We start from the raw sequence: 24653 nt of genomic DNA on the forward strand, positions 1-24653 counted from the left end.
TTTCTGTCTTATTTTGCTGTTTGAGTAAATTTGAGTAGATTTTTAGAAGCGGTAGATAAAGTAACATCAGTTAAGAATATAACTCCATCACCTCAGTAATTTCTAAGCGAGATCGTACACCGAGAGTTAGAGGAGAAATATGCCCCTTATTGTTAGTCTATTTAAGAAAATGATTACCTTAGAGATTAAGCATAATTTAGATATTGTTTATATTTCTTTTTCCGTTTTGTTAATATCTTTGAGTAGTTACTTGATGCACAATCAAAATGAACATTAATCTAATTATAGTTTACTTAGTATACTCAATTAATAACTATATAGTTAAAAAACTTATCATAGGCGATCGCTAAGAATAATAAATCCTAAAATTTACACTTAATTTCAATCTCAATATGACTTCTCCCAAAAGAAAATGGAGGGGGTTAGGGTGTAGGGTGATTGGGTGAACGGGTTAGTTTGCAGCTAACAAAATTTTTCTATTATTAGAAAAAAGGTGATTTATTATTAGTAAAAAATCCGCGAGAGAAAACCTGCTCAAAATTGCCAGCCTTTACCAGTTAATGGTTTGGGGTCACAAATAACTTGTGAAGTGGCGGAGAGCGCCTCCCAATAACTCAAGATTATTGACCACAAAACAGCCTCTCTTGGCGCTCTCCGCTTTCGCTGGCAATTTTGAGTAAGTTTATTGCACCCCCTCTCCCTGCTCCGGTGCTCCCGTGCTCCGGTGCTTCTCCTCGCCATTTTCTTTGTCAAGAACAAAACAGCCCTGCCCCTAGCCCCCCTTACTCAGATCTTGCATCTATACCTAATGTTACTGGTGGTGGATGAATCTTGAAGTAATGAGTAATGAGTCTTGAAGTAATGAGTAATGAGTAAGACGTCTTGAAGTAAGAAGTCTTGAAGTCTTGGAGTTTTGGAGTAATGGGTTTTGGAGTCTTGAAGTCTTGAAGTGAAAGAAGTTTTGAAGTAATGAGTTCAAGAATTAATGCGATCGCCCTCATTTTTAGTATTTTATTATTATTTTATACTACGTTATGGCCGAGCTCCCCGTTACGAATATTATAGCTAAATGACTAAATAATTGTCAAGGAAAAAAAGTATCTTTTTTCCCACAATTACCAAGTGTTATCAGTTTCAAAATAAAGTTCTTGCCTAGTCATAGTAATTGTATGTCTTGTCTGTTCAGTGAAAGTTTGTGGTATGGTGTTAAAATATAGGTGAATTTATAGCTCTGTTTGTAAACTAACATCTAGTCTACTATGACAAAGTTTGCTCTCATTATTGCCATTCCTGAATATGATTGTTTTCCTCCCCTTCCTAAAACGACTCAGGATGCAGAGCATATTGCTCAATTGCTACACAAATATGGGGATTATCAGATAACCAGATTACCTCATCAGGGAAATCCTGAGACAGCAGATTATGAAATGAAAGCAGCAAAGGTAACAGTAGATGAATTGTATAAGCAAATAGAGGAATTTTTAGAAATAGCTGAGGGAAGGCCAAGCTTAATCTATTTGACAGGACATGGGTTTATTCTAAGCGATCGCCTAGAAAGACCAATAGGATATTTAGCCACTTCCGATTGTCAGGTGAAAGTTGAGAAGAATCAGATTATTGAACAAAAAAATGGGTTTCCTCTCAAAGATTTAGATTATTTGATTGACAAAGCCAATTTAAGTGAATTGGTGGTGTTATTAGATTGTTGTCATAGTGGTGAATATCTTGAATCTCATCTTGAATCTCAATTAATGAGAGAGAGTTTAACAACATTTAACCACAGAAAGAATTATTATCTAATAACCGCTTGTCGTTCAACGGAAACAGCAAAAAGCATCAGAAAAGATGAACATAGTGTTTTTTCAGGGGCAATTATTGACGGTTTATCCCAAGATAATGTTAATAGTAAAGGGGAGATAAGTGGCGATCGCCTTTTTGAGTTTGTTAGTAGTCAAATTGGAGGAAAATTGCCAACCCCATTAAGAATGGGGATAGGAGAGGCCATAGTTTTAGTTAAACATCCCCTTGAGAAAGCAGAAGAAGTTTTAGAAATTGAACCAATCAGAGATAACCAGGGAAATATAATTTGTCCTTATCAGGGATTAAATGTATTTACCCGAGAGAGTGAGGTATTTTTCTATGGGAGAAAGGGATTAACAGAAGATATTAAACAAGCCTTGGATGAATATAACATTATTCCCCTTATTGGACCTTCGGGAAGTGGTAAATCTTCGGTAATTTATGCAGGAGTAATGACATGGTTAGAGAAAGAAAGTCAAACTTGGTGTATTTTACCTACCCTCAAGCCAGGGATGAAACCGCTAGAGGGATTAAGAGGAGTATTTAGGGAGAGAGTAAGTCTAGATGAAGAAGAATTAAACGAGATTATTGAGAATGAAAACAAGGGAATAGGAGATATTATTGCTGCTTTACCTAATTCTCAGCGTTACTTCTTATTTATTGACCAATTTGAGGAAATCTTTACAGTTTGCAGGAGTGAAAAAGATAGAAAGCGATTTCTAGATTTAATTACTCAAATAGATAGGCAAGATAAATCATCATTAGTGATTGTAACCACTATGCGGGCTGATTTTATCCACCGATGTTTAAAATATCAGTCATGGCATTATCTTATTCAAAATCAAGGGATTTATATGCCACCCTTAGAGACTGAGGATATAGAAGAGATTATTGTTAAACCAGCAGAAAAACAAGGATTTGATATTGAAGCGAGTTTATTAGCGCAATTATTAGAAGATGTGAGTGAGGAAGAGAACTTTTTACCGTTATTAGAGTTTGCCTTAACCCTATTGTGGGAAAAGCGGGATAAAAATAACCAGAAGTTAACCAAAGAAGCTTACCAAAAATTGGGAACTGTAGAAGAAAAAGATACACAGCCAAAAAAAACAGGTTTAAACCAAGTCTTGAATCTATATGCAGAAAAAGTATATCAGTATAGGGATTATTATCAAGATTCACCCCAAACACAACGCACAGAATTAGAAAAACAATGGATAAAGTTAATTTTTCTGCGTTTAATTCGTACTGCCAACCAAGAAAAAGATACTAGAGAAAGAGTCCCCAAAGAGATATTATTAAATATCCTGGAGAATGACTCCGAACAGCAAAAAGAGTTAAATAAACTTATTGATGGTAAATATGGCCTAGTGTCTGCAAGATTATTAGTCACAGACAGCGATGTATACACCAAGTCTAACTCCAAAGATGAGACCACAGCCATTAATCATCAAGGGGGTTGGGTGGATTTAGTTCATGAAGCCTTAATAGAAGGGTGGAATACTTTTACTAAGTGGCGAGAAGAAAACCGAGAATTACGACGTTTAGAGGAAAGATTAGAAGAACAAAGGCAAGAATGGTTAAATAATCCTGATGAGAATAATTTAATCATGGGAGGGTTATTAGCGCAAGTGAGAAGGGAATGGGAGAAGTTACGTCCTTTTTTACGCTATCCCCAAGAAGCAGAAGACTTTTATCACAGAAGTGATGAGTATGAGAAAGGAAAGATTCGAGAATTAGAAAAATTAAATCAGAATATCGCTATAGCTAAGCAAGACCTGAAAAATGCACAAACTGCCACTAAACTTGAACGTTTAGGAGTAAAAGCTTTAAATCATCTCAATAATCATCAACCAACACAAGCATTATTAACGGCAGTTAAAGCAGGAAAAGAATTACTTCCTCTTCAACAAAAAAATGGAACTTATCCTGCGGCTAGTCCGATTCTGGCACTTAATAGTATTTATGACAATTTACCTAAAAAGGTTAAAACTCTAAAAGGTCATCAAGACCGGGTAATTAATGCCCAATTTAGCCCCGATGGCAGCCTGATTGTTACGGCTTCAGGAGATAATACCGCCAAGGTCTGGTCACAATCCGGGGATTTGTTAGCTACTCTTTCCGGTCATCAATCCTGGGTAAGAAATGCCCAATTTAGCCCCGATGGCCGCCTGATTGTTACGGCTTCAGGAGATAATACCGCCAAAGTGTGGTCAAGAGAGGGAGACCTGTTAGCTACTCTCTCGGGTCATCAAGACTGGGTAAATAATGCCCAATTTAGCCCCGATGGCAGCCTGATTGTTACGGCTTCAGCCGATAAAACCGCCAAAGTGTGGTCTCAATCGGGGGACCTGTTAGCTACTCTTTCAGGTCATCAAGACTATGTAAATAATGCCCAATTTAGCCCCGATGGCCGCCTGATTCTCACGGCTTCAAGAGATAAAACCGCCAAGGTGTGGTCTCAATCCGGGGATTTGTTAACTACTCTATCTGGTCATCAAGACCGGGTAAATAATGCCCAATTTAGCCCCGATGGCCGCCTGATTGTTACGGCTTCAGCCGATAATACCGCTAGGGTGTGGTCACAATCCGGGAACCTGTTAACTACTCTTTCTGGTCATCAAGACTGGGTAAGAAATGCCCAATTTAGCCCCGATGGCCGCCTGATTGTTACGGCTTCAGCCGATAAAACCGCCAAGGTCTGGTCTCAATTGGGGGACCTGTTAACTACTCTATCTGGTCATCAAGACCGGGTAGATAATGCCCAATTTAGCCCCGATGGCACCCAGATTCTTACGGCTTCAGCCGATAAAACCGCTAGGGTGTGGTCACAATCGGGGGACCTGTTAGCTAATCTTTCTGGTCATCAAGACTGGGTATATAATGCCCAATTTAGCCCCGATGGCAGCCTGATTGTTACGGCTTCAAGAGATAAAACCGCCAAGGTGTGGTCACAATCCGAGGACCTGTTAACTACTCTTTCTGGTCATCAATCCCCGGTATATAATGCCCAATTTAGCCCCGATGGCAGCCTGATTGTTACGGCTTCAGCCGATAAAACCGCCAAAGTGTGGTCACAATCGGGGGACCTGTTAGCTACTCTTTCTGGTCATCAAGACCAGGTATATAATGCCCAATTTAGCCCCGATGGCAGCCTGATTGTTACGGCTTCAGCCGATAAAACCGCCAAAGTGTGGTCTCAATCTGGGGACCTGTTAGCTACTCTTTCTGGTCATCAAGACCAGGTAATTAATGCTCAATTTAGCCCCGATGGTAGCCAGATTCTCACGGCTTCAGCCGATAAAACCGCTAGGGTGTGGAAAGTGCATACCCTAGAAAAATTAGTCGCCTGGGGAGGTGAGTGGTTAGAAGGGAATTTACCTAGTTAAGCAGCAGCAAGAGACCCTCGCATCTTTATCACTCATTTACTTGTGGTGGATGAATCTTTACTTCAGCAGAGGCAAAATTTTTAAAGGAATTGAGGGTATATTCGGCACATTCTCTAATTAATTGTTGGGTTTGGTCAAGTTGTTGACTGACTCTCTCGGGAAGAATTCCCATCTCATCAATACCGTCATCTTCTGGGAGAATAATTACAGAATTGAGGTTGATTTCTAAGTCTTGGATACCTTTATCAGTTTCAAAATAAAGGTAAGCATTCAGGGGGGTAATGAGAAAATAGGGGTTTCAAACTCTTTTATTACTTGAGATTACTATAAGTTACTCGATGCTATAATGTCTAAAAAAATACATTATTTGGGAAATTAAGTAATTTTACTTAAAACTCTTTTCGGCGTATTGATTAATATACATCATTTGTTGTGGAACACCTACATTAATACCCTGCTCATCAAAAGCCTTCTTCAGACGGCGGCGAAATTCCCTAGCTACAGACCATTGTTGTAGTGGTAATGTTTTAATAAGCAATCGGATTAAAAGACCCGTGTGGGAAATATTCTCTACTCCCAATATTTCTGGTGCTTCTAAGATCAGTTCTTCCCATTGGGGATCTTCATAAATTTGTTGAGCCACTGCTTCAATGACTTTCAAAGCAACATCCACGTCAGCATCATAGCCTACCTCAATAGCATAATTCACCCGTGACCAATCACTAGAGAGATTTCGCACTATTTCAATTGAGCGATTAGGAATAGTAATTAACTCGCCATCAAGATTTCGCAATTGAGTAACTCTCAGGGTAATCCTTTCTACTAACCCATCTTGATTTCCAATAACCACAACATCTCCCACCGCATACTGATCTTCCCATAGAATGAGCAACCCTGCGATTAGATCTTTGAGCAAGTCCTGAGAAGCTAGGGAAATAGCAAAACTGAAAAAGCCGAGAAAGACTGCCACAACTTGAGTAATAGTACCTAACCGATGCAAATGATAGAGAATAATTACCCCCAGCAATAGGTAAACTAGGACTCTCAGCCAACTTTTGACGGCTCTCATCAAAGTGGGAGCACGTACAGTATAGCGTTTGAGTGATTGTTTTTCTCTCCACTGCCCAATCAAAAAGTCGCTAAGAGCATCTCCGCCTCTAATAATCAATCGAGCTATAAGGAACAGCAGTAAGATAAATAATGGGATTCCTAGGGTAGCTTGTCGCCCGAAAGTAGTTAGCCAATCCAGTGGAGGCAAATTAGTCAATTCTTCTCGATACCAAACACCATTGATGCTCACCCCCATAATCCAATTACTCAGTGGGCGAGTCCAGTAAAACAAGCTCGTCAAATAGCCAATTCCCAACATCCACATCAGCAATTGAGTCCAAAACAATGCAGTTCTATATAAAGCATTAAGACTATAATGTTGATTGAGGGAAAATTTCCGATCTATCAGAGAGTTGATTGCTTCTGACTCCTCGGCGATCATTGTTGAATTAAAAACATCATCATTTTGAGGTTGAAGAGTTTCCGCTTTAGATAAACTATTATTAAGTCTTCTTTTTTTTAAGTCTAGATGTTTTTGTATCAACCCTATAATAAGGCTGGTAATTGCTAAAGCAACTAAGATTAATAGACCTCTGCGAACTTGCAAGGCTAAGTAAGGAGTTTGTCGTTCTTTCCACGCTTCAATCAAGGCATTTTCTAGAAGATTAGCCGCCCTTTCGGCAATTTTTAACGGTTGTGAACCTCCTAATCGAGGTCTTTCTATTTCTGCTGAGGTAACTGTGTAAACTATTTCTGGTACGTCGTCTTCAGGAAATGTAATTGAAACAACTATATTCCCTTCTCGGTCAGAAATACTGGTAACTAACTGCTTTGTGAGTTCTCTTTCTTGTTCGTCTGGTTGGGATATTCCTTTCTGAAGAAGAACTCGTCGAGAGTATCGGTTCATATTATCAAGAATTTTTTGCAGTTTGGAGTTAATTAATTGAGAACGAATATGGGCACCATAGGAACTCTCTCTACTGCCATCTTGATCCAGACTCAATTCAATGAATGATTCCACAGTTGCAATTACTTTTCCATCAAGAAACACTGGAGCTACCTCTAAATTTCCCACAGTAAAGGTGGGAATGAAGGATTCTCTAGCTATCTCATTTCCAGATGAGCTTAAATCAGGAAATATTTGTGTTGCACTAGGCAATGACCAACCTAAAGCTAGAGTCAAGGACAGTAAGCCGATAGAAACCAATAAGGCCAGAAACTTAATTAATCTATAGACTTTGAGTAGAGGTGAGTTTAGGGAATATATCTTTGATGAAGGCAATATTGGCATATTTTAATAAATAACAAAAATAAATAAATTGCTATATTTTATATTCTATATTCATCTTCCGTTTTACCCCGCATTTCTCAGAAATTCTATAATTCTATGTTTCCGTAACATCAGTTAAGAATATAACTGCATCACCTCAGTAATTTCCAAACGAGATTGTACACCGAGAGTTAGAGGAGAAATATGCCCTAACTGAAAATGTTCTGCCGCAGCACAAGCTATCATTGCCGCATTGTCAGTACATAGTTTTAGGGGAGGAAAGTAAACCGTAAGATTATGAGTCGCAGCAGCAGCTTGTAAATATTCTCTCAAAGCACTATTAGCGGCGACTCCACCCCCAACAGCAATAGTTTTAATACCATAGTCCAAAGCACAAGCTATAGTTTTTTGAGTCAAAGTTTTAGCTACTGTAGCTTGAAAACTAGCGGCGATATCGGCTTGAGGTAGAGATTGAGGGGTTTCTGCTTCTAGCTGTTTGACTAGGCGCATAACTGCGGTTTTTAAACCACTAAAACTATAGTCATAGGGGTGATAACCTCCTTCTGGTAGGGATATTTTCCCCTCTGGGAGAGAGAAAGCTTGTGGGTTACCCTGTTTGGCGAGGCGGTCAATAGCTGGTCCCCCTGGATAACCTAAGTGTAATAATCGTGCTACCTTGTCAAAAGCTTCTCCTGCGGCGTCATCGCGGGTACTTCCCAAACTTTGATAGTTACCACATTCTTTGACTAAAATCATACTAGTATGTCCACCGGAAACTAGTAAAGAGATAAAAGGGGGTTGTAGTTTAGGTTGACTTAAATAGGTTGCATAGATATGTCCTTCGAGATGATGTACCCCTAAAAAAGGTTTAGAGTGAACCATCGCCAAGGTTTTAGCGGCACTTAAACCAATTAACAGGGCACCAACTAAACCAGGGGCGCAGGTAGCGGCGATCGCCTCTATCTCACTCCAGGCTAATTCTGCTTGTTCGAGTGCGGCGGTAATTAGGGGATTAATTGTCATTAGATGTTGGCGAGAGGCGATTTCTGGTACTACCCCACCATAATTACTGTGTAAAGAAATCTGTGAAGCTACTACATTACTGCATATCTCACGGTTTCTAACAATTGCCACCGCAGTTTCATCACAACTGGTTTCTACTGCTAAAATCGTTGCCATTGGTTTTTTTGCAAATCTATTTAATTTATATTCTAGTAGAAGATGAATAGAGGCGATCGCATTGTTGAGATAATTAAGAACGATTAAGATAGATTAAGCAACATATCGAGATAAAGCTCTATCCCTTAAAATTATAGTGATTAATCGATTTCAAAAACAGGAAACAAATCTATGGGACGATTTTTTGCTTTAATTTTGGCCATAATGTTGTGCTTAAACTTTGTACCCCCGGCTGCTGCCGATGATGTGGCGGGATTGGTACCATGTAGTGAATCTTCTGCTTATCAAGAAAGGGCGAAAAACTTTCGCAACACTACAAGCGATCCAATGTCTGGGGCAAAACGTGCTGAGCGCTATTCCCAAGCACTATGTGGACCTGAGGGCCTACCCCATCTCATCGTAGATGGTCGCTATAGTCACGCTGGAGATTTCTTGATTCCCAGTGTTCTATTTTTGTACATTGCTGGTTGGATTGGTTGGGTAGGCCGTGCTTATCTAATTGACATTCAATCAGAGAAAAAACCTGAACAAAAAGAAATCATCATTGATGTGCCTTTAGCAATTAAATACATGTTATCAGGTTTTGCTTGGCCTCTAGCGGCTGTGAAAGAACTGCTTTCTGGTGAATTAACAGTTCCCGATAACAAAGTACCAATTTCACCTCGTTAACTTTTGTTTTTCACATCACTTAAATAATTCTAAGGAGAAGCTTATGAAAGATTTAAATGCTTTCTTATCTACAGCACCAGTTTTAATTACTGCATTGTTAAGTTTTACAGCGGTTTTGCTGATTGTATTTAATTACGTGTTTCCTGATTTACTGTTTCACCCCCTTCCATAAAAAGTGATTAAGGATTAAACAACAGCAAAATAATTTTGAAGAAAGGGAACCCAATCCAGTTCCCTTTCTTATTGTGAGAAAATAAATATTGAAGAGAGAGAAAATAAAAAAAATGACCAACTCCCCCCAAATACCCCTTTTGTTACGAGCTGCCCGTGGTGAAGTCCTTGAACGTCCTCCTGTATGGATGATGCGGCAAGCAGGACGTTATATGAAGGTTTATCGAGATTTACGAGATAAATACCCTAGTTTTCGCGAACGCTCTGAAAATCCTGAATTAGCTATTGAGATATCTTTACAACCATGGCGGGCTTTTCAACCAGATGGGGTAATTATGTTCTCTGATATTCTTACTCCTCTACCGGGAATGGGGATTCCCTTTGAAATAATCGAGCAAAAAGGCCCAATTATTGAACAACCAATTCGCACTCAAGAGCAAATAGACAATCTCACTCCTCTAAACCCAGCAGCATCTCTGCCCTTTATTAAGACCATTTTAAATTCTCTCCGTCAAGAAGTGGGAAATAAATCAACTGTACTAGGGTTTGTGGGTGCTCCCTGGACTTTAGCTGCATATGCAATTGAAGGAAAAAGCTCTAAAACCTATTCAGTAATTAAGACTATGGCTTTTTCAGAAAGTGATATGTTGCACCAGTTTTTGCATAAGTTAGCAGAGGAGATCGCTGTTTATGTGCGCTATCAAATTGACTGTGGAGCCCAAGTAGTACAGATGTTCGATTCCTGGGCGGGAGAACTAAGTCCCCAAGACTATCAAACCTTTGCCCTACCCTATCAACAAAAGGTAGTAAATTTAGTTAAACAAACTCACCCAGATACACCATTGATTCTCTATATCAGTGGTAGTGGAGGGATTTTAGAAAAAATGGGAGAATCGGGAGTAGATATAGTAAGTGTAGATTGGACAGTAGATATGGCCGTAGCGCGACAAAGATTAGGAAATGAAATGAAAGTCCAGGGGAATATAGATCCAGGAGTTTTATTTGGTTCTCAAGCATTTATTCGCGATCGCATTTTAGATACGATTAAAAAAGCAGGAAATCGCGGACATATTTTGAATTTAGGTCACGGAGTATTAGTAGGCACTCCTGAAGATAATGTCAGATTCTTCTTTGAAACAGCAAAACAAGCAGATAAACTCTTGATTGAAGCTTAAACCCATTTTCACTGGTAGAACTGACAAAAATGAGTGTTCGCCAGTGAGCTATACTGTAGACTAAAGTTTGTAAACAATCTTTACAAAATCTGTATACTGAAAAACAAATGAACTCAGGAATCGATCTCAAAGGAAGTTTTATTCAATCCCTAACAGAATTAGGACTACCCCAAGGTTTAGCTAAAACAATTTGGCTACCATTACCAATGATTTTAATGATTATTGGCGCTACAGTAGGGGTATTAGTAGTTGTGTGGCTAGAACGTAAAATCTCCGCCGCAGCTCAACAAAGAATTGGCCCAGAATACGCAGGACCTTTAGGGGTATTACAGCCAGTAGCAGACGGACTAAAATTAGTATTCAAAGAAGACGTAGTCCCAGCAAAAGCAGATCGCTGGTTATTTACATTTGGTCCGATTATTGTGGTAATTCCGGTATTTTTATCATACCTAATTGTTCCCTTCGGTCAGAATTTGGTAATCACAGATTTAAATGTGGGAATTTTCCTGTGGATTGCCCTATCAAGTATCACACCGATTGGATTACTTATGTCTGGATACGCATCTAATAATAAGTATTCCCTATTGGGAGGGTTAAGGGCTGCGGCACAATCAATTAGTTATGAAATACCTCTAGCCTTATCAGTATTGGCGATCGCCATGCTATCTAATAGCCTAAGCACCATTGACATTGTAGGACAACAATCAGGATATGGAATTCTCGGCTGGAATATTTGGCGCCAACCAGTAGGTTTCTTAGTATTTTGGATCGCCGCCTTAGCCGAATGCGAAAGATTACCCTTTGACTTACCCGAAGCAGAAGAAGAATTAGTAGCCGGTTATCAAACAGAATACGCAGGCATGAAATTTGGCCTCTTTTATGTGGGTTCATACGTTAACCTAGTACTATCAGCCCTAGTTTTTTCTGTCCTCTACTTAGGAGGTTGGGAATTTATACTTCCTGTAGATCTTCTAGCTGGATGGTTAGGGGTAAGTGAAACAACTCCGTGGTTGCAAATTATCACAGCATCTCTAGGAATTACCATGACGGTTTTAAAAGCCTATTTTCTCATATTCTTAGCTGTGTTATTGCGTTGGACAGTACCTCGGGTACGTATCGATCAACTTTTAGACTTGGGCTGGAAATTTCTTTTACCCGTTTCCCTAGCTAACCTGTTAATTACAGCAGCATTGAAACTCGCTTTTCCTGTAGCTTTTGGTGGATAATAACTATGTTCAATATTCTTAAACAAGTCGGTGACTACGCAAAAAGCAGTGTTGAAGCAGCAAAATATATCGGTCAAGGATTATCAGTAACTTTTGACCACATGCAGCGTCGTCCCGTGACAGTTCAATACCCTTACGAAAAATTAATTCCCTCAGAACGTTATCGCGGTAGAATTCACTTTGAGTTTGATAAATGTATCTCCTGCGAAGTCTGTGTGAGAGTTTGCCCCATTAATCTACCCGTAGTAGATTGGGAATTTAACAAAGAAGCCAAGAAAAAAGAATTAAAACACTATAGTATCGATTTTGGAGTTTGTATCTTCTGTGGAAATTGTGTAGAATATTGCCCTACCAATTGCCTATCAATGACCGAAGAATACGAATTAGCTGCCTATGACCGCCATGAACTAAACTATGATAACGTGGCTTTAGGTAGACTCCCCTCCAAAGTCACCCAAGATCCTATGGTCACTCCCCTGCGCGAATTAGGTTACCTACCTAAAGGAGTAATATCACCCCATGATTTACCCAAAGGTAGCAAAAGAGCAGGCAAACATCCAGAAGATATTATGGCAGAAAACCAAGCTAACAATGAAGATAGCTAAGGATGTAAATTATCCTAATAACCGGGTTAAGTAGATTTGATGCTTCTAGACTTATAGTGATGCTTGATTTACATATCCTCTAGAACTATAAAACTAAACCCTTAACCCGGGTTTTCATATTTAAACGCAATTTGAGGAGTACATCAACAAGTGAATTTAGCCGAAGGAGTTCAATTAGTCTCTTTTTTTATACTAGCTGCGATGATGATTGGGGCAGCTTTGGGAGTAGTTTTACTATCTAATATTGTCTATTCTGCCTTTTTGTTGGGAGGAGTTTTTATCAGTATTTCTGGTTTATATATTCTCCTTAACGCTGATTTTGTGGCCGCAGCTCAAATTTTGATTTATGTGGGTGCAGTCAATGTGCTGATTTTATTCGCGATTATGCTAGTAAATAAGCAGGAAGATTATGCTAATATACCAAAACGTTGGATTCGCAAAGGCGCCACAGCTTTAGTCTGTGTGGGTCTATTTGCCTTGTTAACTACAATGGTATTTATTACTCCTTGGGATTTAGAGACTGGTTCTCCTGTTGCCCTTGAGAGTACTATTGTTACTATCGGAAAACATTTTTTTAGCGACTTTTTACTTCCCTTTGAATTGGCCTCGGTATTACTACTGATGGCGATGGTAGGGGCGATTGTGTTGGCGCGTCGTGACTTACTTCCTGATATAACTACAGACAGTCGCCAATCAGCCTTGACTTTACCAGAACGTCCTCGGGAATTAGCAACCACAATCTCTAGTCAAACCCCTGAAGAATAATTATGCAAATACAACTGGAATACTTTTTAATATTAGCAGCAGCTTTGTTCTGTATTGGAATTTATGGTCTGATTACCAGTCGCAATGCGGTTAGAGTGCTTATGTCTATTGAGTTACTACTGAATGCGGTAAATCTCAATCTGATGGGGTTTTCTAATTTTTTAGACTCCACCGGAATCAAAGGCCAAGTATTTACTGTGTTCGTGATTACCATTGCCGCCGCAGAAGCTGCCGTAGGCTTGGCTATTGTTTTAGCAATCTATCGGAATCGCGATACTATAGATATGGAACAGTTTAACTTACTCAAGTGGTAATTTAAAGTTTTGTTCGTAATCCCTCACCTGTGATGTACGGCTTTTTTTGGTGAGGGGTGCAATAAACTTACTCAAGTGGCAATTTTGAGTAAGTTTATTGCACCCCTTCGGTGGGATAAACTACGTTTTCTGGGTAATTATTACGATTTTTGAGTATTAGATGATTAGACGCATTAAAACTGAATATTATCAAATAAACTAAAACAAATGATAGTCTTCCCTATTTTCTTCCTCTTAACAGTTCAATTTAGATACAAAAACAGCTTATCAACATGATTGAAGATCCTTTCGTTTATTGGCGATTAGTCATTCCTGTAGCAATTGTTGTACTTAGTGTAGTATTAGGAGTTGTCCTGGAAAAATTAGCAATTAAATTCTTGAGGAGGCTTGCGGCTGAAACTCAATGGCGAGGGGATGAGATTATTATTAAATATTTTCGACATTTAATTGTAATTTGGTGTTTCATTGGGGGAGTTTATATCTCTTTAAATGATGGCCTAGTTAATTTTTATTTAGGAGAATTAGAATTTAATTACTTTCCTCTCCTTACTGTTATTAGAAAAGTATTAACAGCTTTGGTAGTAGCATCAATTACCTTTACTATCGCTAGACTAGCTAGTGCTTTTATTAACTATTATCGAGACCAGGGAAATTTTCCTGTAAGTCGTGCCTTTGACAGATTTACTTCTTTAGTTATTTATAGTTTAGGTGTCATTGCTATTGTTAATATTGCGGGGTTTTCTACAGAAGAAATTTATCGATTTATTTTACCCTTTGCAATTGTTATTGCTAGTGTGGTGTTAGCATTTATTATAGATCAAAAAGGATTCCCATTATTACAAGATTTAACCAGAAGAACTGAATGGGAATTTGATGATTTAATTATACAGTCTTTTGATAAGGTAACTATTTTTTGGCCAATCTTGGGCGGGATATTTATTGCTGTTAATATGTTCCCTTTGCCCAATTCTGTACAAGTAGTTATTATCAAAGTAATAATTGTTGTTTTTCTAGCTTCAGCTACTATAGTTGTTTATCGCTTAGCTATTAATTTTATTCAATTATATACAAATAGAGGAGAAGATAGTAGTCCGACAATCACTTCTTTGTTTGAAGTTATTACTAAATTGGTGGTTTTTAGCCTTGGATTTTTAGTAATTCTACAATCAATTGGGATTAGTATAACTCCTTTGATTACTGCTTTAGGGGTTGGAGGTGTATCTATTGGTTTAGCCTTAAAAGGACCTTTGGAAAACCTTACTTCCGGTATTACGATAATTTCTTCTAAAAAAGTTAGACCAGGTGATTACATTAAATTAAGTAGCGGTGAAGAAGGTTATGTTACTGATGTAGAACTAAAGTATACGGTGATTAGAAGAATAACCGGAAACTTACAGGTAATTCCTAATGCACAATTAATCGGTTCAAGTTTTACTAACTACGGACTTCCTGAAAGGAAAATATTAGTACCTGTGGAGTTGGGTGTTAGCTACGATAGTGATTTAGAAAAAGTAGAAGAGGTTACTCTAGAAGTAGCGAGAGAAGTGATTACAGAGATTTTATCTAACTCAAGTCAAAAGGCGATCTCCCAAACTACGCCTCAAGAGGAGTTGGCATTGAAATCTCCAAAGGATGAGCCTTTTTTATGCTATAGCAAGTTCGATTACTATAGTATAAACTTCACAGTTTTTCTTAAGGTAGAAGATTATTTTGACCAGTTAATTATTAAACATAAATTTATTAAAAAGCTTTATAAGCGTTACCAGCAAGAAGGTATTGTCATTCCTTTTCCTATTAAAACTCCCTATGTAAATAATGGCGATGGTTCAGAAAAACAACAACAGTGGAATCAGATTAATTTTGATGATAAGATATCCTAGTTTTTTGTAAAGAATTGTTTCTAGTGTTTTTAATAAAAATGTTAAGATATAGAGAGAAGCTATGTTTTTCCATGGCTTTAAACTTTATTAATTATTTTTTCTTTGTATTGAAAGAATTAGACAAAATCCGAGGTAGGTAGAAGCTAACTAAAATCTGGTGTTTCTAAATTTCTGTGACGCTTTCTCTCTTGTACCTGTGCTTTTAACAATTTTAAGCGATATGGATCTAAATCTTTGCGCCAAACTAAACGATAACCTTGTAAATTAGCACCATTTTCCTCTAAACAATTTAACCAACCCTGGAGACGACTAATCTTACTAAGATTACTCAACACACCCCAGTCTTCTTCTTGACGAGTGAGTTTACAGAATTTGTCATAGTTGGGATAGTTAGATTCTACTAAACTATCTTTACGGTGAATAATCGGAGGATTGTCCTCTTCTTGGTAATCTCGATAACTAATATGCAGTGTATCTAAGGTAATTGTCATAGTATTGGTAACTAGAGGATGAGGAAGTTGATCAAAATCAGGGGCGCATAAATAGGTAATTTGTGGTTTTTTCCAAGAAAATCTGATTAAGTTAGCTGTTTCTAAACGTCCAAAAGTACGACTAGCGCAACCTTCGTAAAGACGTAACATCACATCTAAACTATCTAAAGCACTAATATGAATTAAGAAATATTGTGCAGATTTATATCCTACTGTACTAGTTTTGGCAATGTCCGCTAAATTTTCTAAGTCAGATACTGTGATTAACATCATATCTGCTAGGAGACAAGCTTGTTTATAACTGCCAAATAACCCTTTGATATCTTGTTTAACTAGGGGAGAAAGTTGCTGAAAAGTAGGGCGCACTCTAAAATTACTTAAGGCTAAATATAATAATAAATCTTCACGGCGTTGTTCGGCGATCGCTTCCCACTCTTGGGTATCAGTAGCTTGTAAAATTAGTTTAAACGCTTTACGAATGCTGCCTAATTCGGCTTTTACTTCTGTCTCATTGCTTAACTCTCCTTTGATAGGTAAACGTCCTCTTCTGGTGATAAAATCTGCTAGAGGTGCTAATAATTCTTGATAGTCTTGATAACTTTTGACTGGTTGACGAAGTCTCGGGGTGCGTAAACTGCGGTGAAAACGAGAAGCACGGAAAATTTCTCCTTGAGTTGGATCGCGGAAAACAAAATATATACCCAAAGCTACGGGAATCGCATCTACTCCTAAAACTTGATCAATATAGCTTTTTAATTCTTCCTGTTGATAATATTTCTGAAAGGTGTTGCGGGTAGTTACCACTCCATCTCCATAAGCTAACCAACCTTTAGCAGTATCATCGATTAAAACTTGGGCGGCGACTATCAGTATTTTTTTGCTCAATTCCCAGGCTTTGAGTAAGGCTTGACGTCTTTCGTTAAGATTTTCTATGACGTTAATTACGTAGCCTAGATTAACAAGATCACTCTCAACTAAAGGGAGATCGCCACAATAATATGGATCCCAACCATTACTATTATACCCTCGTTCTTGAATTTCTACTACATCTGCTCCGTGACCGCAACCATAGTCAAAAAAAGTAGTTTCTGGGGTAAATAATTCGGCTTCTAAAGCTATTCGTACAGGAAGAGATAGATTTTTCCGATAAATTGCTGCTTTATGGCGTTCAATTGCTATTTTTTGGTTACTTTGACTATTGAGGGGGCAAACTAAATAATGTCCCATAAAATCTAAATGATGTGCCTGTAGGCGTTGTTGCCATTGTTGACTTGTGCCAATTAAATGGGAATTTTTTAGTAAATCTAGCTTCTCTTCTGTTTGAGTAAGATGGGCAAATTCTGAATAGAGGGGATAATCACCACTGACAAAGGTTTCTTTACGATGTAGAATAGGCGGGTTATTACTTTGGCGATAATCCCAAAATCTAACTGTTAATGTGGCTACGTCAACAACTAGGCTATAGGCTAAGGGTGGATGGGGATTCTGGTCAAATTCAGGATAATATAAGTATGATATCTTCAGTTTATCTGTACTAAATTTTATTAGGGTATATTGTATATTCTCGGGAATTACCTGTTTAGCTGTACTTTCATAGTCTTGTAATAACTGGGATAGAGATGATAGAGAATAAATATGTATATACAAAGCATTAGGTAAGAGTTTACCTATATTACTATTTTGACAGTGAGTGGCGATCGCTTCTATTTCGTAACTCATTTCCCAAAAAATATTGAGGATCTCATCTTCTAGAAGTATTTTTTAGTTGATTTTTACTAAAAATTGTTTTTCCTGGAAAACATTTGGCATAATAGTATTAGAAAGATATTATAGAAATTATATATAGTAGTAAATCAAGTTTATATTTGCTTTTAGATAGCTCTGGAAACATTAAAATACAAAATTTAAGTAAATTGTGAATAATCAACCCTTTAATAATTTTAACAACAACTCTTCTCAAAATTCATTTTCAGATAATCAACATTCTCCTGAATCCCAAAATTCAGAAGTCACAGAGATAAAAACTTTTTCACCGAGTCTGACTGCTAAGAAAAAGAAGATGCAAAAACTGTTTATAATTCTCTTGATTATAGGACTCTGTTTAGGGGCAATAGTATCAGTTGGAATAGTTGTGTTATTAAATGAATTTGGTCTCACAGATGACGGTCCTAATCCCTTTAATCAACTTAATAGAGAACAAGTTGATCAATAGTATAAGTTAAATAAAATATATACAACTAGTTATAAAACTTAATAGTATTTGTCAGGACGGCGAAAATAATAGTTCTTAGAACTTTGTGAAAGAATCTTTTTGCTATTTTCTCAGATTTGTGTAATACTAAAAATAGTCGCGCCCTAACGAAGAAAGCTTACATACTGGCCGAGTGGTTTAAGGCGCTTTATTCAAAATAAAGTAGGCTTATTTGAAAGTCACGTGGGTTCGAATCCCACCTATGAATCACAGCTTTCTTAACTTGCGCGATTTTTGTATTATTTATATAAAGTATAAAATAGGATGGGCTTTTTCTAATAAATTTTCTAAAAGTATTAAATTAGTCTTCTCCGTTTCCGATTGAAAAACAGGGAGATATGATTCTTTTGTTTTCTCTTTCATAATCTTGCCAATGTTGTACTTTGACTTAACAGTAATAAGTGTAACCTTTTTCTGAGCATGTTGCCAATTTGGCCAGACATGAAGTATTTTTGAATCCAATAAAACAGATATGCAAATCATAGCAGTCGCCATGACTGGCGCCGAAATTTTTAGTGAGGGGCTGTCCTCTCACAAGGTAAGACAAGGCAGACAAGGAAGGAAAGTGGACAAGGAAGCAAAATTTGCATAAAACCCCACCCTATGAGTCAAGGGTGGGGTAATTCACTTTTATAAGTTAGAAATTAAGCAGTTACAGCTTTTTTCACAGAAAGTTCACCACTAGCATATTTAGCAGCAAATTCATCTAAAGGAATTTGTTTGATGCTACTAGCATTACCTGCTGTCCAGAAAGCTTCATAACGCTTCAAGCAAACTTCTTTCATATATGTGATAGAAGGTTTGAGGAAGTGACGGGGGTCAAAGTTAGAAGGATCTTTAAAAGCTGCTTCACGAATAGCTGCTGTAATCGCTAAACGGTTGTCAGTGTCAATATTAACTTTGCGTACACCACTCTTAATACCTTTTTGAATTTCTTCGATAGGTACACCGTAAGTTTCAGGAATTTTTCCGCCATACTCATTGATTAAATCAATCCATTTTTGAGGCACTGAAGAAGAACCGTGCATTACTAGGTGAGTGTTGGGTAGACGGCGATTGATTTCTTCAATACGACTAATCGCTAAGATTTCACCAGTAGGTTTACGAGTAAATTTGTAAGCGCCGTGGCTAGTTCCAATTGCTACAGCAAGGGCATCTACTTGAGTTTGTTCTACAAACTGAACAGCTTCATCAGGGTCTGTTAATAGTTGCTCTTTGGTGAGAACACCTTCTGCACCGTGTCCGTCTTCTTTCTCTCCTTTTCCAGTTTCTAGAGAACCTAGGCAGCCTAGTTCACCTTCTACACTAACACCAATAGAATGAGCTACTTTTACTACTTCTGCTGTTACGTTAACGTTATACTCAAAACTAGCAGGAGTTTTAGCGTCAGCTTCTAGAGAACCATCCATCATTACACTGGTAAAGCCATTACGAATCGCTGAATAGCAAGTTGCGGGGCTATTACCATGGTCTTGGTGCATAGCGATGGGTATATGGGGGTAAGTTTCTACCGCAGCAACAATCAAGTGGCGGAGGAAGTTTTCGCCTGCATATTTGCGAGCACCACGAGAAGCTTGTAAAATTACTGGGCTATCGGATTCGTCTGCTGCCTGCATGATTGCTTGGACTTGTTCCATATTGTTCACATTGTAAGCAGGGATGCCGTAGCCGTTTTCTGCTGCGTGATCTAAAAGCAATCGCATTGGTACGAGCGCCATAGGTTTCCTCCTATATCTTTATTTTTCTTTTGTTTTACTTTTTACTTGTCAAGAAAGTTAATTCTCTTATTTGTTAATCTTAAGATAAATTTTACATTTTGACTAACTATTTTTTGTTTTTATGTGCCAATTCTTTTTTGTAAAGCTTCATTCATGTATGAGCGATCTCCCAATACCTGTAATAATGGTCCATGTACATCAAATTTTATCTGACTTACTGATCCTGCTGGCATATCTATGCGATCGCGATAACGTCCCAAATCAATTCCTAATAAGCTACATATTATAATTCTAATAGTAGCCTTGTGAGCTACTACTAAAACATTTCCTTCTGTATACTTTTCTTGGATTTCAGAAATAACTAAAGAAGCCCGACTAGCTATTTCTATAGCTGTTTCTCCTTCAAAGGGTCGATTCCAGGCAGGTTCAGTCATCCAGTTAATATAATTCTCCAGATAATTAACTTTTACCCAATCGCGGCTTTTATCTTCCCATTTTCCATAATTCATTTCCTTAAGACCTTCTCTAATCTCCATAGTTAAGCCTAGGGCGTCACAGAGAGGTTTTGCCGTGGCTATGGTTCTTTTCATAGGACTTACATAAACCGCTTTCCAGGGAATAGATTTATAGGCGTTAGCAAATTCTTTAGCCATTTCTTCACCATGGGAAGTCAATTCAGCATCGGTGATGCCACAATAACTACCAGTTAGACTGTATTCAGTTTCGCCGTGTCTTAAAAAATAGAGAGTTAAGCTCATAATTGATGACTTTTTGATAATATCTCTCTAACTTTATCAGAAAAAATCTTCTAGGCTTATGGCTAGGTATTTTCTTAGACATAAATTCTCATAAATCTGTTGCCAAAGTAAAAATACAAAAGATTTCTAGAACTGCTCCCTATCTCAGATCTTGCATCTTTACCTAATGTTACTGGTGGGGGTTGAGTAATGAGTAATGAGTAATGAGTAATGAGTAATGAGTTTTGAAGTAAGAAGTCTTGAAGTTTTGAAGTAGCCAGTAGGTTGGGTTGAGGTGACGAAACCCAACAACTTAGATCTTGCATCTTTATCACTCATTTACTTGTGGTGGATGAATAGTGAGTAATGAGTTAAAGAATTAATGCTCAACGCTTAAAAATTGGTTGACCGAGTGCAAGATCTTAGGCGAAAGAGAAATGAACTTTTTCTGAGGTTAATTTAGTACATAAGTTCTGGTGGAAGATATGAGCTATGTCCTGATTTTTGCAAAAAGTCTAATAAATCTTCTGTACCATTAACCACCAAAATAGGTATACCTAACTTTTGAGACACTTGAGTAACTGTTAAATCATCTAAAAAAATCTCCGTATCATGCTTTAACATCAAGCTAGGGAGTAAAATACCATCTCCCAAGTCTTTTTCCTGTAATCCCAACAATAAATCATGTCCTGTGAGTAAACCAGTTACAGTAATTGCTTGACCCCAATAATCGCTACGGAGAGGAGCAAAAATTATCTCTAAGTTCTCTACTTGATTTAATCTTTCTACTAAAGGTAAAAAGGCAGTTTCTACGGCGTTACCTACTACCCAAGTGAAGCGACGGGGAATATTTAGCTTTTGTGGGAGCATCTCATCAGCTAGTTGTAGAAATTCCCCCATAAATTTTTGAATTGAACCTACGCCGTTTCCTATTTGGGGATAGTCTTCGTATTCTGATTCTTTGGGTAATTCCCTTTGACCAATTAAAAACCATTCATCAGCTAACCAAGCAAAACGACTATTATATTTTTCTAGGAATATTTTTTGTAAACTTTGTACTTGGTCAATAACTTCTCTAGCTTTTTCTCTAGTTACGGGAATAAGTTCGTCTTCTTGTGAGGGACGAAATTTAGTTAATCCCACAGGCACTACTGCTGCCGATAACACCGCAGGAACTTCTCCCGAGTGAAAGCGACTTAAATCTAATAAAGTTTTCTCTAAATGTTTACCGTCGTTAATTCCTGGACATACAACTACTTGGGCATGAATTGAAAGGCGCTTTTGGGCAAACCAGGCTATTTGGTCCATAATTTGGCCTGCCCGTTCGTTTTTTAATAGACGTATCCTTACAGGTGCTTCTGTGGCGTGTACAGATACGTATAGGGGAGATAAACGCATTTGTTCAATACGTTGCCATTCTTTTTGACTGAGATTAGTTAGAGTTAAATAACTACCGTAGAGGAAGCTTAGACGGTAATCATCGTCTTTGAGATAGAGGGTATCTCTTTTACCTGGGGGTTGTTGGTCGATAAAACAGAAGGGACAATGATTATTACACTGGATTAAACCATCAAATAGCGCTGTTTCAAACTCTAAACCTAAATCATCATCATAGTCTTTTTCTAATTCTACTATGTGGGTATTGCCTTGGGCATCGATGACTTCTAGAGTCAGAAATTCATCAGCGCATAGATATTGATAGTCAATTAGGTCTCGTGGACGATTACCATTGATAGCAACTATTCCATCGCCAATTTCAAACCCTAATTCTTCGGCGATAGAATTAGGGATAACTTTACTAATACGTGCAGGTTTAGTAGCTGTTTTGCTCATAATTTTCTAATCAAACAGATTAGGTAGGGATAAAGTTAGTGGCGATTCCAATTAAGATAGCCACTCCAAATATTAAACGATACCAAACAAACACCCAAGTATTTTGAGTTTGCAGGTAACGTATTAACCAGGCGATAGCTAGGTAAGAAAAAACTGCTGAGGAAATCAACCCGATTATCACTGACGTTATTTCACTTCCGGCTATACCTTGGCTCAATATCTCTTTTAATTCTACTAAACCTGCTAGGGTAATTGCGGGAATTCCTAGTAAAAAGGAAAAACGCGCCGCTGTTGCCCTTTGGAGATTCGTAAATAATCCTGCGGTTATGGTAGATCCTGAACGAGATACACCGGGTATTAAGGCTAAGGTTTGGGCTAATCCCATTAATACGCCATCTCTCACTGATAAATCTTCAAAACTGCGTTTTTGACTGCCTATATATTCGGCTAATCCTAGTAATAAAGCCATGACAATTGAGGCTATGGCGATCGCACCCATACTTCTAATTGGTGAATTATCTAAGTTTGGTACTAATACTTTTAATAGTAAACCACAAATTACAATGGGAATGGTGCCTATCGCAATTCCTAAGGCTAGTCGAAAATGGTAGGATTCATAGTCTGATTTTTTGATAGCTGTAACCATTCCTGTGGTAATTTCTACTAAATCTTTCCAAAAGTAGGATAATACTGCGGCAATGCTTCCTAGTTGAATTATTGCTGTAAAATTTACTCCAGGATCCCCCCATCCTAATGCCACTGGTACCGCCTTGAGATGTGCTGTGCTACTTATAGGAATAAATTCTGTTAATCCTTGAACCGCTCCTAGGACAATGGCTTGAAACCAATTCATTGATTGAGTAGAAGTAGTAACGGTAGATTCAGCGACTGCTAATTTAGGCAATATAGTTAAACTGATGCCTAGAATAAAACTAGTTAGATAATTTAATCGCTTTTTGCTTACTTTGGCTAGATTTGCTTGATTAATTTTCCTATTGTTCACAGGTCTTAAAATCTCTTAACAATTAGTATTCTTTAGAATATACCATTTGCTTCTTTTGATTTGGTAATTATACAAGTTCTATACAAAGCTACACTAGAATTCCCGTATCAACTAGCTCCTTACTTATTACTCATTACTCATTACTCATTACTCAAACACAACCAGCAACTTTTGGGCTTTGGTGCAAGATCTCAGTTAAACCCATTGGCGATTTTTACCGAGGTTTAAGCCGTGGGAGACGGTAATTCTCTGGTCAAAAACAAAACACTCACCCTCCCATAAACTTGTCTCTGGTGGTATTTCTGCTAAATATCTGAGAATACCTCCTTGGAGATGGTAAACTTGTTTAAATCCTTTTTCTAGAAGAAGTGATGTGGCTTTTTCACATCGAATTCCCCCAGTACAAAACATAGCTATAGGTTGATTAGTATCAACTTTACTCAATTTCTCCTCTACATATTCAGGAAATTGACTAAAAGAATCTGTATCAGGATTTTCTGCCCTTTGGAATGTACCTATTTCATACTCATAGTTATTACGAGTATCAATTATTAATACATCTGGATCCCTAATTAAACTATTCCATTCTTGGGGAGTTACGTAGGTACCAACTTTTGCTTGTGGATTTATATCTCGAATACCTATAGTTACGATTTCTTTTTTTAATCTTACCTTCAAATATCTAAAGGGGATTAAATCCGAATAAGATTCTTGATAGTCTAAATCTTGTAAGCGTGGGTCTTGGCGCAGAAAATCAAATATAGTAGTGATTGCTTGTCTAGATCCAGCTATGGTTCCATTAATTCCTTCTTCAGCTAGTAAAATACTGCCTATAATGCCCTCAGCGGCGCATTTAGTTAATAAGGCTGGTTTTTTCTCCGCGTAGTCTGGTAGATTGACGAATTTGTAAAATGCTGCGATAACAAATTTCATTTTTATCCTTGCAATTTTTATTGATACTGTGTATAATAGCAAAGGTAAGTTAAAAAGTGCTTTTTTAGATATTTTTTAACTTAGGATTAAGGGGGTATGGCTCAGTTGGTAGAGCGCCTGCTTTGCACGCAGGATGTCAGCGGTTCGAGTCCGCTTACCTCCATTTTATTTAATAAAAAAATCAAGACATGTTATAC

19 protein-coding genes and 2 tRNA genes are annotated in these 24653 nt (G+C 37.8%); 12 read left to right on the forward strand and 9 right to left on the reverse strand.

Annotated features, from left to right (window positions below):
• The first annotated feature begins 1259 nt into the window (after nt 1–1259).
• Nucleotides 1260–5186 (forward strand): nSTAND1 domain-containing NTPase, encoded by a 3927-nt coding sequence (locus MW688_RS23805; protein ID WP_486738502.1) that lies wholly within the window; start codon nt 1260–1262, stop codon nt 5184–5186.
• Nucleotides 5187–5214: 28 nt separating this feature from the next.
• Here the strand turns inward: MW688_RS23805 and MW688_RS23810 are convergent, their stop codons facing one another.
• The 3 genes from MW688_RS23810 to tsaD all read right to left on the reverse strand — a co-directional run bounded on the left by MW688_RS23810 (nt 5215) and on the right by tsaD (nt 8685).
• Nucleotides 5215–5358 (reverse strand): hypothetical protein, encoded by a 144-nt coding sequence (locus MW688_RS23810; protein ID WP_486738503.1) that lies wholly within the window; start codon nt 5356–5358, stop codon nt 5215–5217.
• A gap of 213 nt (nt 5359–5571) precedes the next feature.
• On the reverse strand, nt 5572–7527 hold the full coding sequence (locus MW688_RS23815; protein WP_486738504.1) for a mechanosensitive ion channel family protein: 1956 nt from the start codon (nt 7525–7527) through the stop codon (nt 5572–5574).
• A 114-nt stretch (nt 7528–7641) separates the two neighbouring features.
• Nucleotides 7642–8685: a tRNA (adenosine(37)-N6)-threonylcarbamoyltransferase complex transferase subunit TsaD gene (tsaD, locus tag MW688_RS23820; protein ID WP_486738505.1), complete on the reverse strand. Its 1044-nt coding sequence runs from the start codon at nt 8683–8685 to the stop codon at nt 7642–7644.
• 171 nt (nt 8686–8856) lie between these two features.
• Between tsaD and MW688_RS23825 the strand changes: the two genes are divergently transcribed.
• The 8 genes from MW688_RS23825 (at nt 8857) to MW688_RS23860 (ending at nt 15490) form a co-directional block, all read left to right on the forward strand.
• Nucleotides 8857–9354, forward strand: a complete 498-nt coding sequence (locus MW688_RS23825; RefSeq protein WP_486738506.1) for a Photosystem I reaction center subunit III — start codon at nt 8857–8859, stop codon at nt 9352–9354.
• A gap of 43 nt (nt 9355–9397) precedes the next feature.
• Nucleotides 9398–9526: a Photosystem I reaction center subunit IX gene (locus tag MW688_RS23830; RefSeq protein ID WP_486738507.1), complete on the forward strand. Its 129-nt coding sequence runs from the start codon at nt 9398–9400 to the stop codon at nt 9524–9526.
• Between the two features lie 112 nt (nt 9527–9638).
• On the forward strand, nt 9639–10700 hold the full coding sequence (gene hemE / locus MW688_RS23835) for a uroporphyrinogen decarboxylase (RefSeq protein WP_486738508.1): 1062 nt from the start codon (nt 9639–9641) through the stop codon (nt 10698–10700).
• 107 nt (nt 10701–10807) lie between these two features.
• The gene (gene nuoH, locus MW688_RS23840; RefSeq protein WP_486738509.1) at nt 10808–11926 is read left to right on the forward strand and encodes an NADH-quinone oxidoreductase subunit NuoH; all 1119 of its coding nucleotides are present in this window, start codon (nt 10808–10810) and stop codon (nt 11924–11926) included.
• A 5-nt stretch (nt 11927–11931) separates the two neighbouring features.
• Complete coding sequence (gene ndhI, locus MW688_RS23845; RefSeq protein WP_486738510.1) at nt 11932–12531, forward strand: NAD(P)H-quinone oxidoreductase subunit I; 600 nt, start codon at nt 11932–11934, stop codon at nt 12529–12531.
• 150 nt (nt 12532–12681) lie between these two features.
• A complete protein-coding gene (locus tag MW688_RS23850) occupies nt 12682–13296 on the forward strand; it encodes an NADH-quinone oxidoreductase subunit J (RefSeq protein WP_486738511.1) in 615 nt (204 codons plus the stop codon).
• 8 nt (nt 13297–13304) lie between these two features.
• Nucleotides 13305–13610: an NADH-quinone oxidoreductase subunit NuoK gene (gene nuoK, locus MW688_RS23855; RefSeq protein WP_486738534.1), complete on the forward strand. Its 306-nt coding sequence runs from the start codon at nt 13305–13307 to the stop codon at nt 13608–13610.
• A gap of 272 nt (nt 13611–13882) precedes the next feature.
• Complete coding sequence (locus tag MW688_RS23860) at nt 13883–15490, forward strand: mechanosensitive ion channel family protein (RefSeq protein ID WP_486738512.1); 1608 nt, start codon at nt 13883–13885, stop codon at nt 15488–15490.
• A 143-nt stretch (nt 15491–15633) separates the two neighbouring features.
• Here the strand turns inward: MW688_RS23860 and MW688_RS23865 are convergent, their stop codons facing one another.
• A complete protein-coding gene (locus MW688_RS23865; RefSeq protein WP_486738513.1) occupies nt 15634–17700 on the reverse strand; it encodes a DNA phosphorothioation-associated putative methyltransferase in 2067 nt (688 codons plus the stop codon).
• Between the two features lie 196 nt (nt 17701–17896).
• Here MW688_RS23865 and MW688_RS23870 point away from each other — a divergent pair, with 196 nt between their 5' ends.
• Together MW688_RS23870 and MW688_RS23875 are read left to right on the forward strand one after the other, a co-directional pair.
• Nucleotides 17897–18193: a hypothetical protein gene (locus tag MW688_RS23870; protein WP_486738514.1), complete on the forward strand. Its 297-nt coding sequence runs from the start codon at nt 17897–17899 to the stop codon at nt 18191–18193.
• Between the two features lie 166 nt (nt 18194–18359).
• Nucleotides 18360–18433, forward strand: a tRNA-Leu gene (locus tag MW688_RS23875).
• A gap of 443 nt (nt 18434–18876) precedes the next feature.
• On the opposite strand, the gene fba is transcribed toward MW688_RS23875, so the two are convergent.
• The 5 genes from fba to trhO all read right to left on the reverse strand — a co-directional run bounded on the left by fba (nt 18877) and on the right by trhO (nt 24456).
• On the reverse strand, nt 18877–19950 hold the full coding sequence (gene fba / locus MW688_RS23880) for a class II fructose-bisphosphate aldolase (RefSeq protein WP_486738515.1): 1074 nt from the start codon (nt 19948–19950) through the stop codon (nt 18877–18879).
• Between the two features lie 119 nt (nt 19951–20069).
• Nucleotides 20070–20708, reverse strand: coding sequence for a histidine phosphatase family protein (locus MW688_RS23885; RefSeq protein ID WP_486738516.1), 639 nt, complete (start codon nt 20706–20708; stop codon nt 20070–20072).
• A gap of 438 nt (nt 20709–21146) precedes the next feature.
• Nucleotides 21147–22520, reverse strand: a complete 1374-nt coding sequence (locus MW688_RS23890; RefSeq protein ID WP_486738517.1) for a TIGR03279 family radical SAM protein — start codon at nt 22518–22520, stop codon at nt 21147–21149.
• Between the two features lie 19 nt (nt 22521–22539).
• Entirely contained in the window at nt 22540–23427 is an 888-nt protein-coding gene (locus MW688_RS23895) for an undecaprenyl-diphosphate phosphatase (RefSeq protein ID WP_486738535.1), read from the reverse strand.
• Nucleotides 23428–23718: 291 nt separating this feature from the next.
• Entirely contained in the window at nt 23719–24456 is a 738-nt protein-coding gene (trhO, locus tag MW688_RS23900; RefSeq protein ID WP_486738518.1) for an oxygen-dependent tRNA uridine(34) hydroxylase TrhO, read from the reverse strand.
• A gap of 90 nt (nt 24457–24546) precedes the next feature.
• Between trhO and MW688_RS23905 the strand changes: the two genes are divergently transcribed.
• Nucleotides 24547–24619 (forward strand) — tRNA-Ala (locus MW688_RS23905).
• Nucleotides 24620–24653: the final 34 nt, after the last annotated feature.

It is taken from the genome of Johannesbaptistia floridana, assembly GCF_057440575.1.

Bases quoted from the DNA above. Each gene is read 5' to 3' on its own strand.
- MW688_RS23805 (WP_486738502.1), top strand. From the start codon at position 1,260: ATGACAAAGTTTGCTCTCATTATTGCCATTCCTGAATATGATTGTTTT.
- MW688_RS23810 (WP_486738503.1), bottom strand. From the start codon at position 5,358: ATGGGAATTCTTCCCGAGAGAGTCAGTCAACAACTTGACCAAACCCAA.
- MW688_RS23815 (WP_486738504.1), bottom strand. From the start codon at position 7,527: ATGCCAATATTGCCTTCATCAAAGATATATTCCCTAAACTCACCTCTA.
- tsaD (WP_486738505.1), bottom strand. From the start codon at position 8,685: ATGGCAACGATTTTAGCAGTAGAAACCAGTTGTGATGAAACTGCGGTG.
- MW688_RS23825 (WP_486738506.1), top strand. From the start codon at position 8,857: ATGGGACGATTTTTTGCTTTAATTTTGGCCATAATGTTGTGCTTAAAC.
- MW688_RS23830 (WP_486738507.1), top strand. From the start codon at position 9,398: ATGAAAGATTTAAATGCTTTCTTATCTACAGCACCAGTTTTAATTACT.
- hemE (WP_486738508.1), top strand. From the start codon at position 9,639: ATGACCAACTCCCCCCAAATACCCCTTTTGTTACGAGCTGCCCGTGGT.
- nuoH (WP_486738509.1), top strand. From the start codon at position 10,808: ATGAACTCAGGAATCGATCTCAAAGGAAGTTTTATTCAATCCCTAACA.
- ndhI (WP_486738510.1), top strand. From the start codon at position 11,932: ATGTTCAATATTCTTAAACAAGTCGGTGACTACGCAAAAAGCAGTGTT.
- MW688_RS23860 (WP_486738512.1), top strand. From the start codon at position 13,883: ATGATTGAAGATCCTTTCGTTTATTGGCGATTAGTCATTCCTGTAGCA.
- MW688_RS23865 (WP_486738513.1), bottom strand. From the start codon at position 17,700: ATGAGTTACGAAATAGAAGCGATCGCCACTCACTGTCAAAATAGTAAT.
- fba (WP_486738515.1), bottom strand. From the start codon at position 19,950: ATGGCGCTCGTACCAATGCGATTGCTTTTAGATCACGCAGCAGAAAAC.
- MW688_RS23885 (WP_486738516.1), bottom strand. From the start codon at position 20,708: ATGAGCTTAACTCTCTATTTTTTAAGACACGGCGAAACTGAATACAGT.
- MW688_RS23890 (WP_486738517.1), bottom strand. From the start codon at position 22,520: ATGAGCAAAACAGCTACTAAACCTGCACGTATTAGTAAAGTTATCCCT.
- trhO (WP_486738518.1), bottom strand. From the start codon at position 24,456: ATGAAATTTGTTATCGCAGCATTTTACAAATTCGTCAATCTACCAGAC.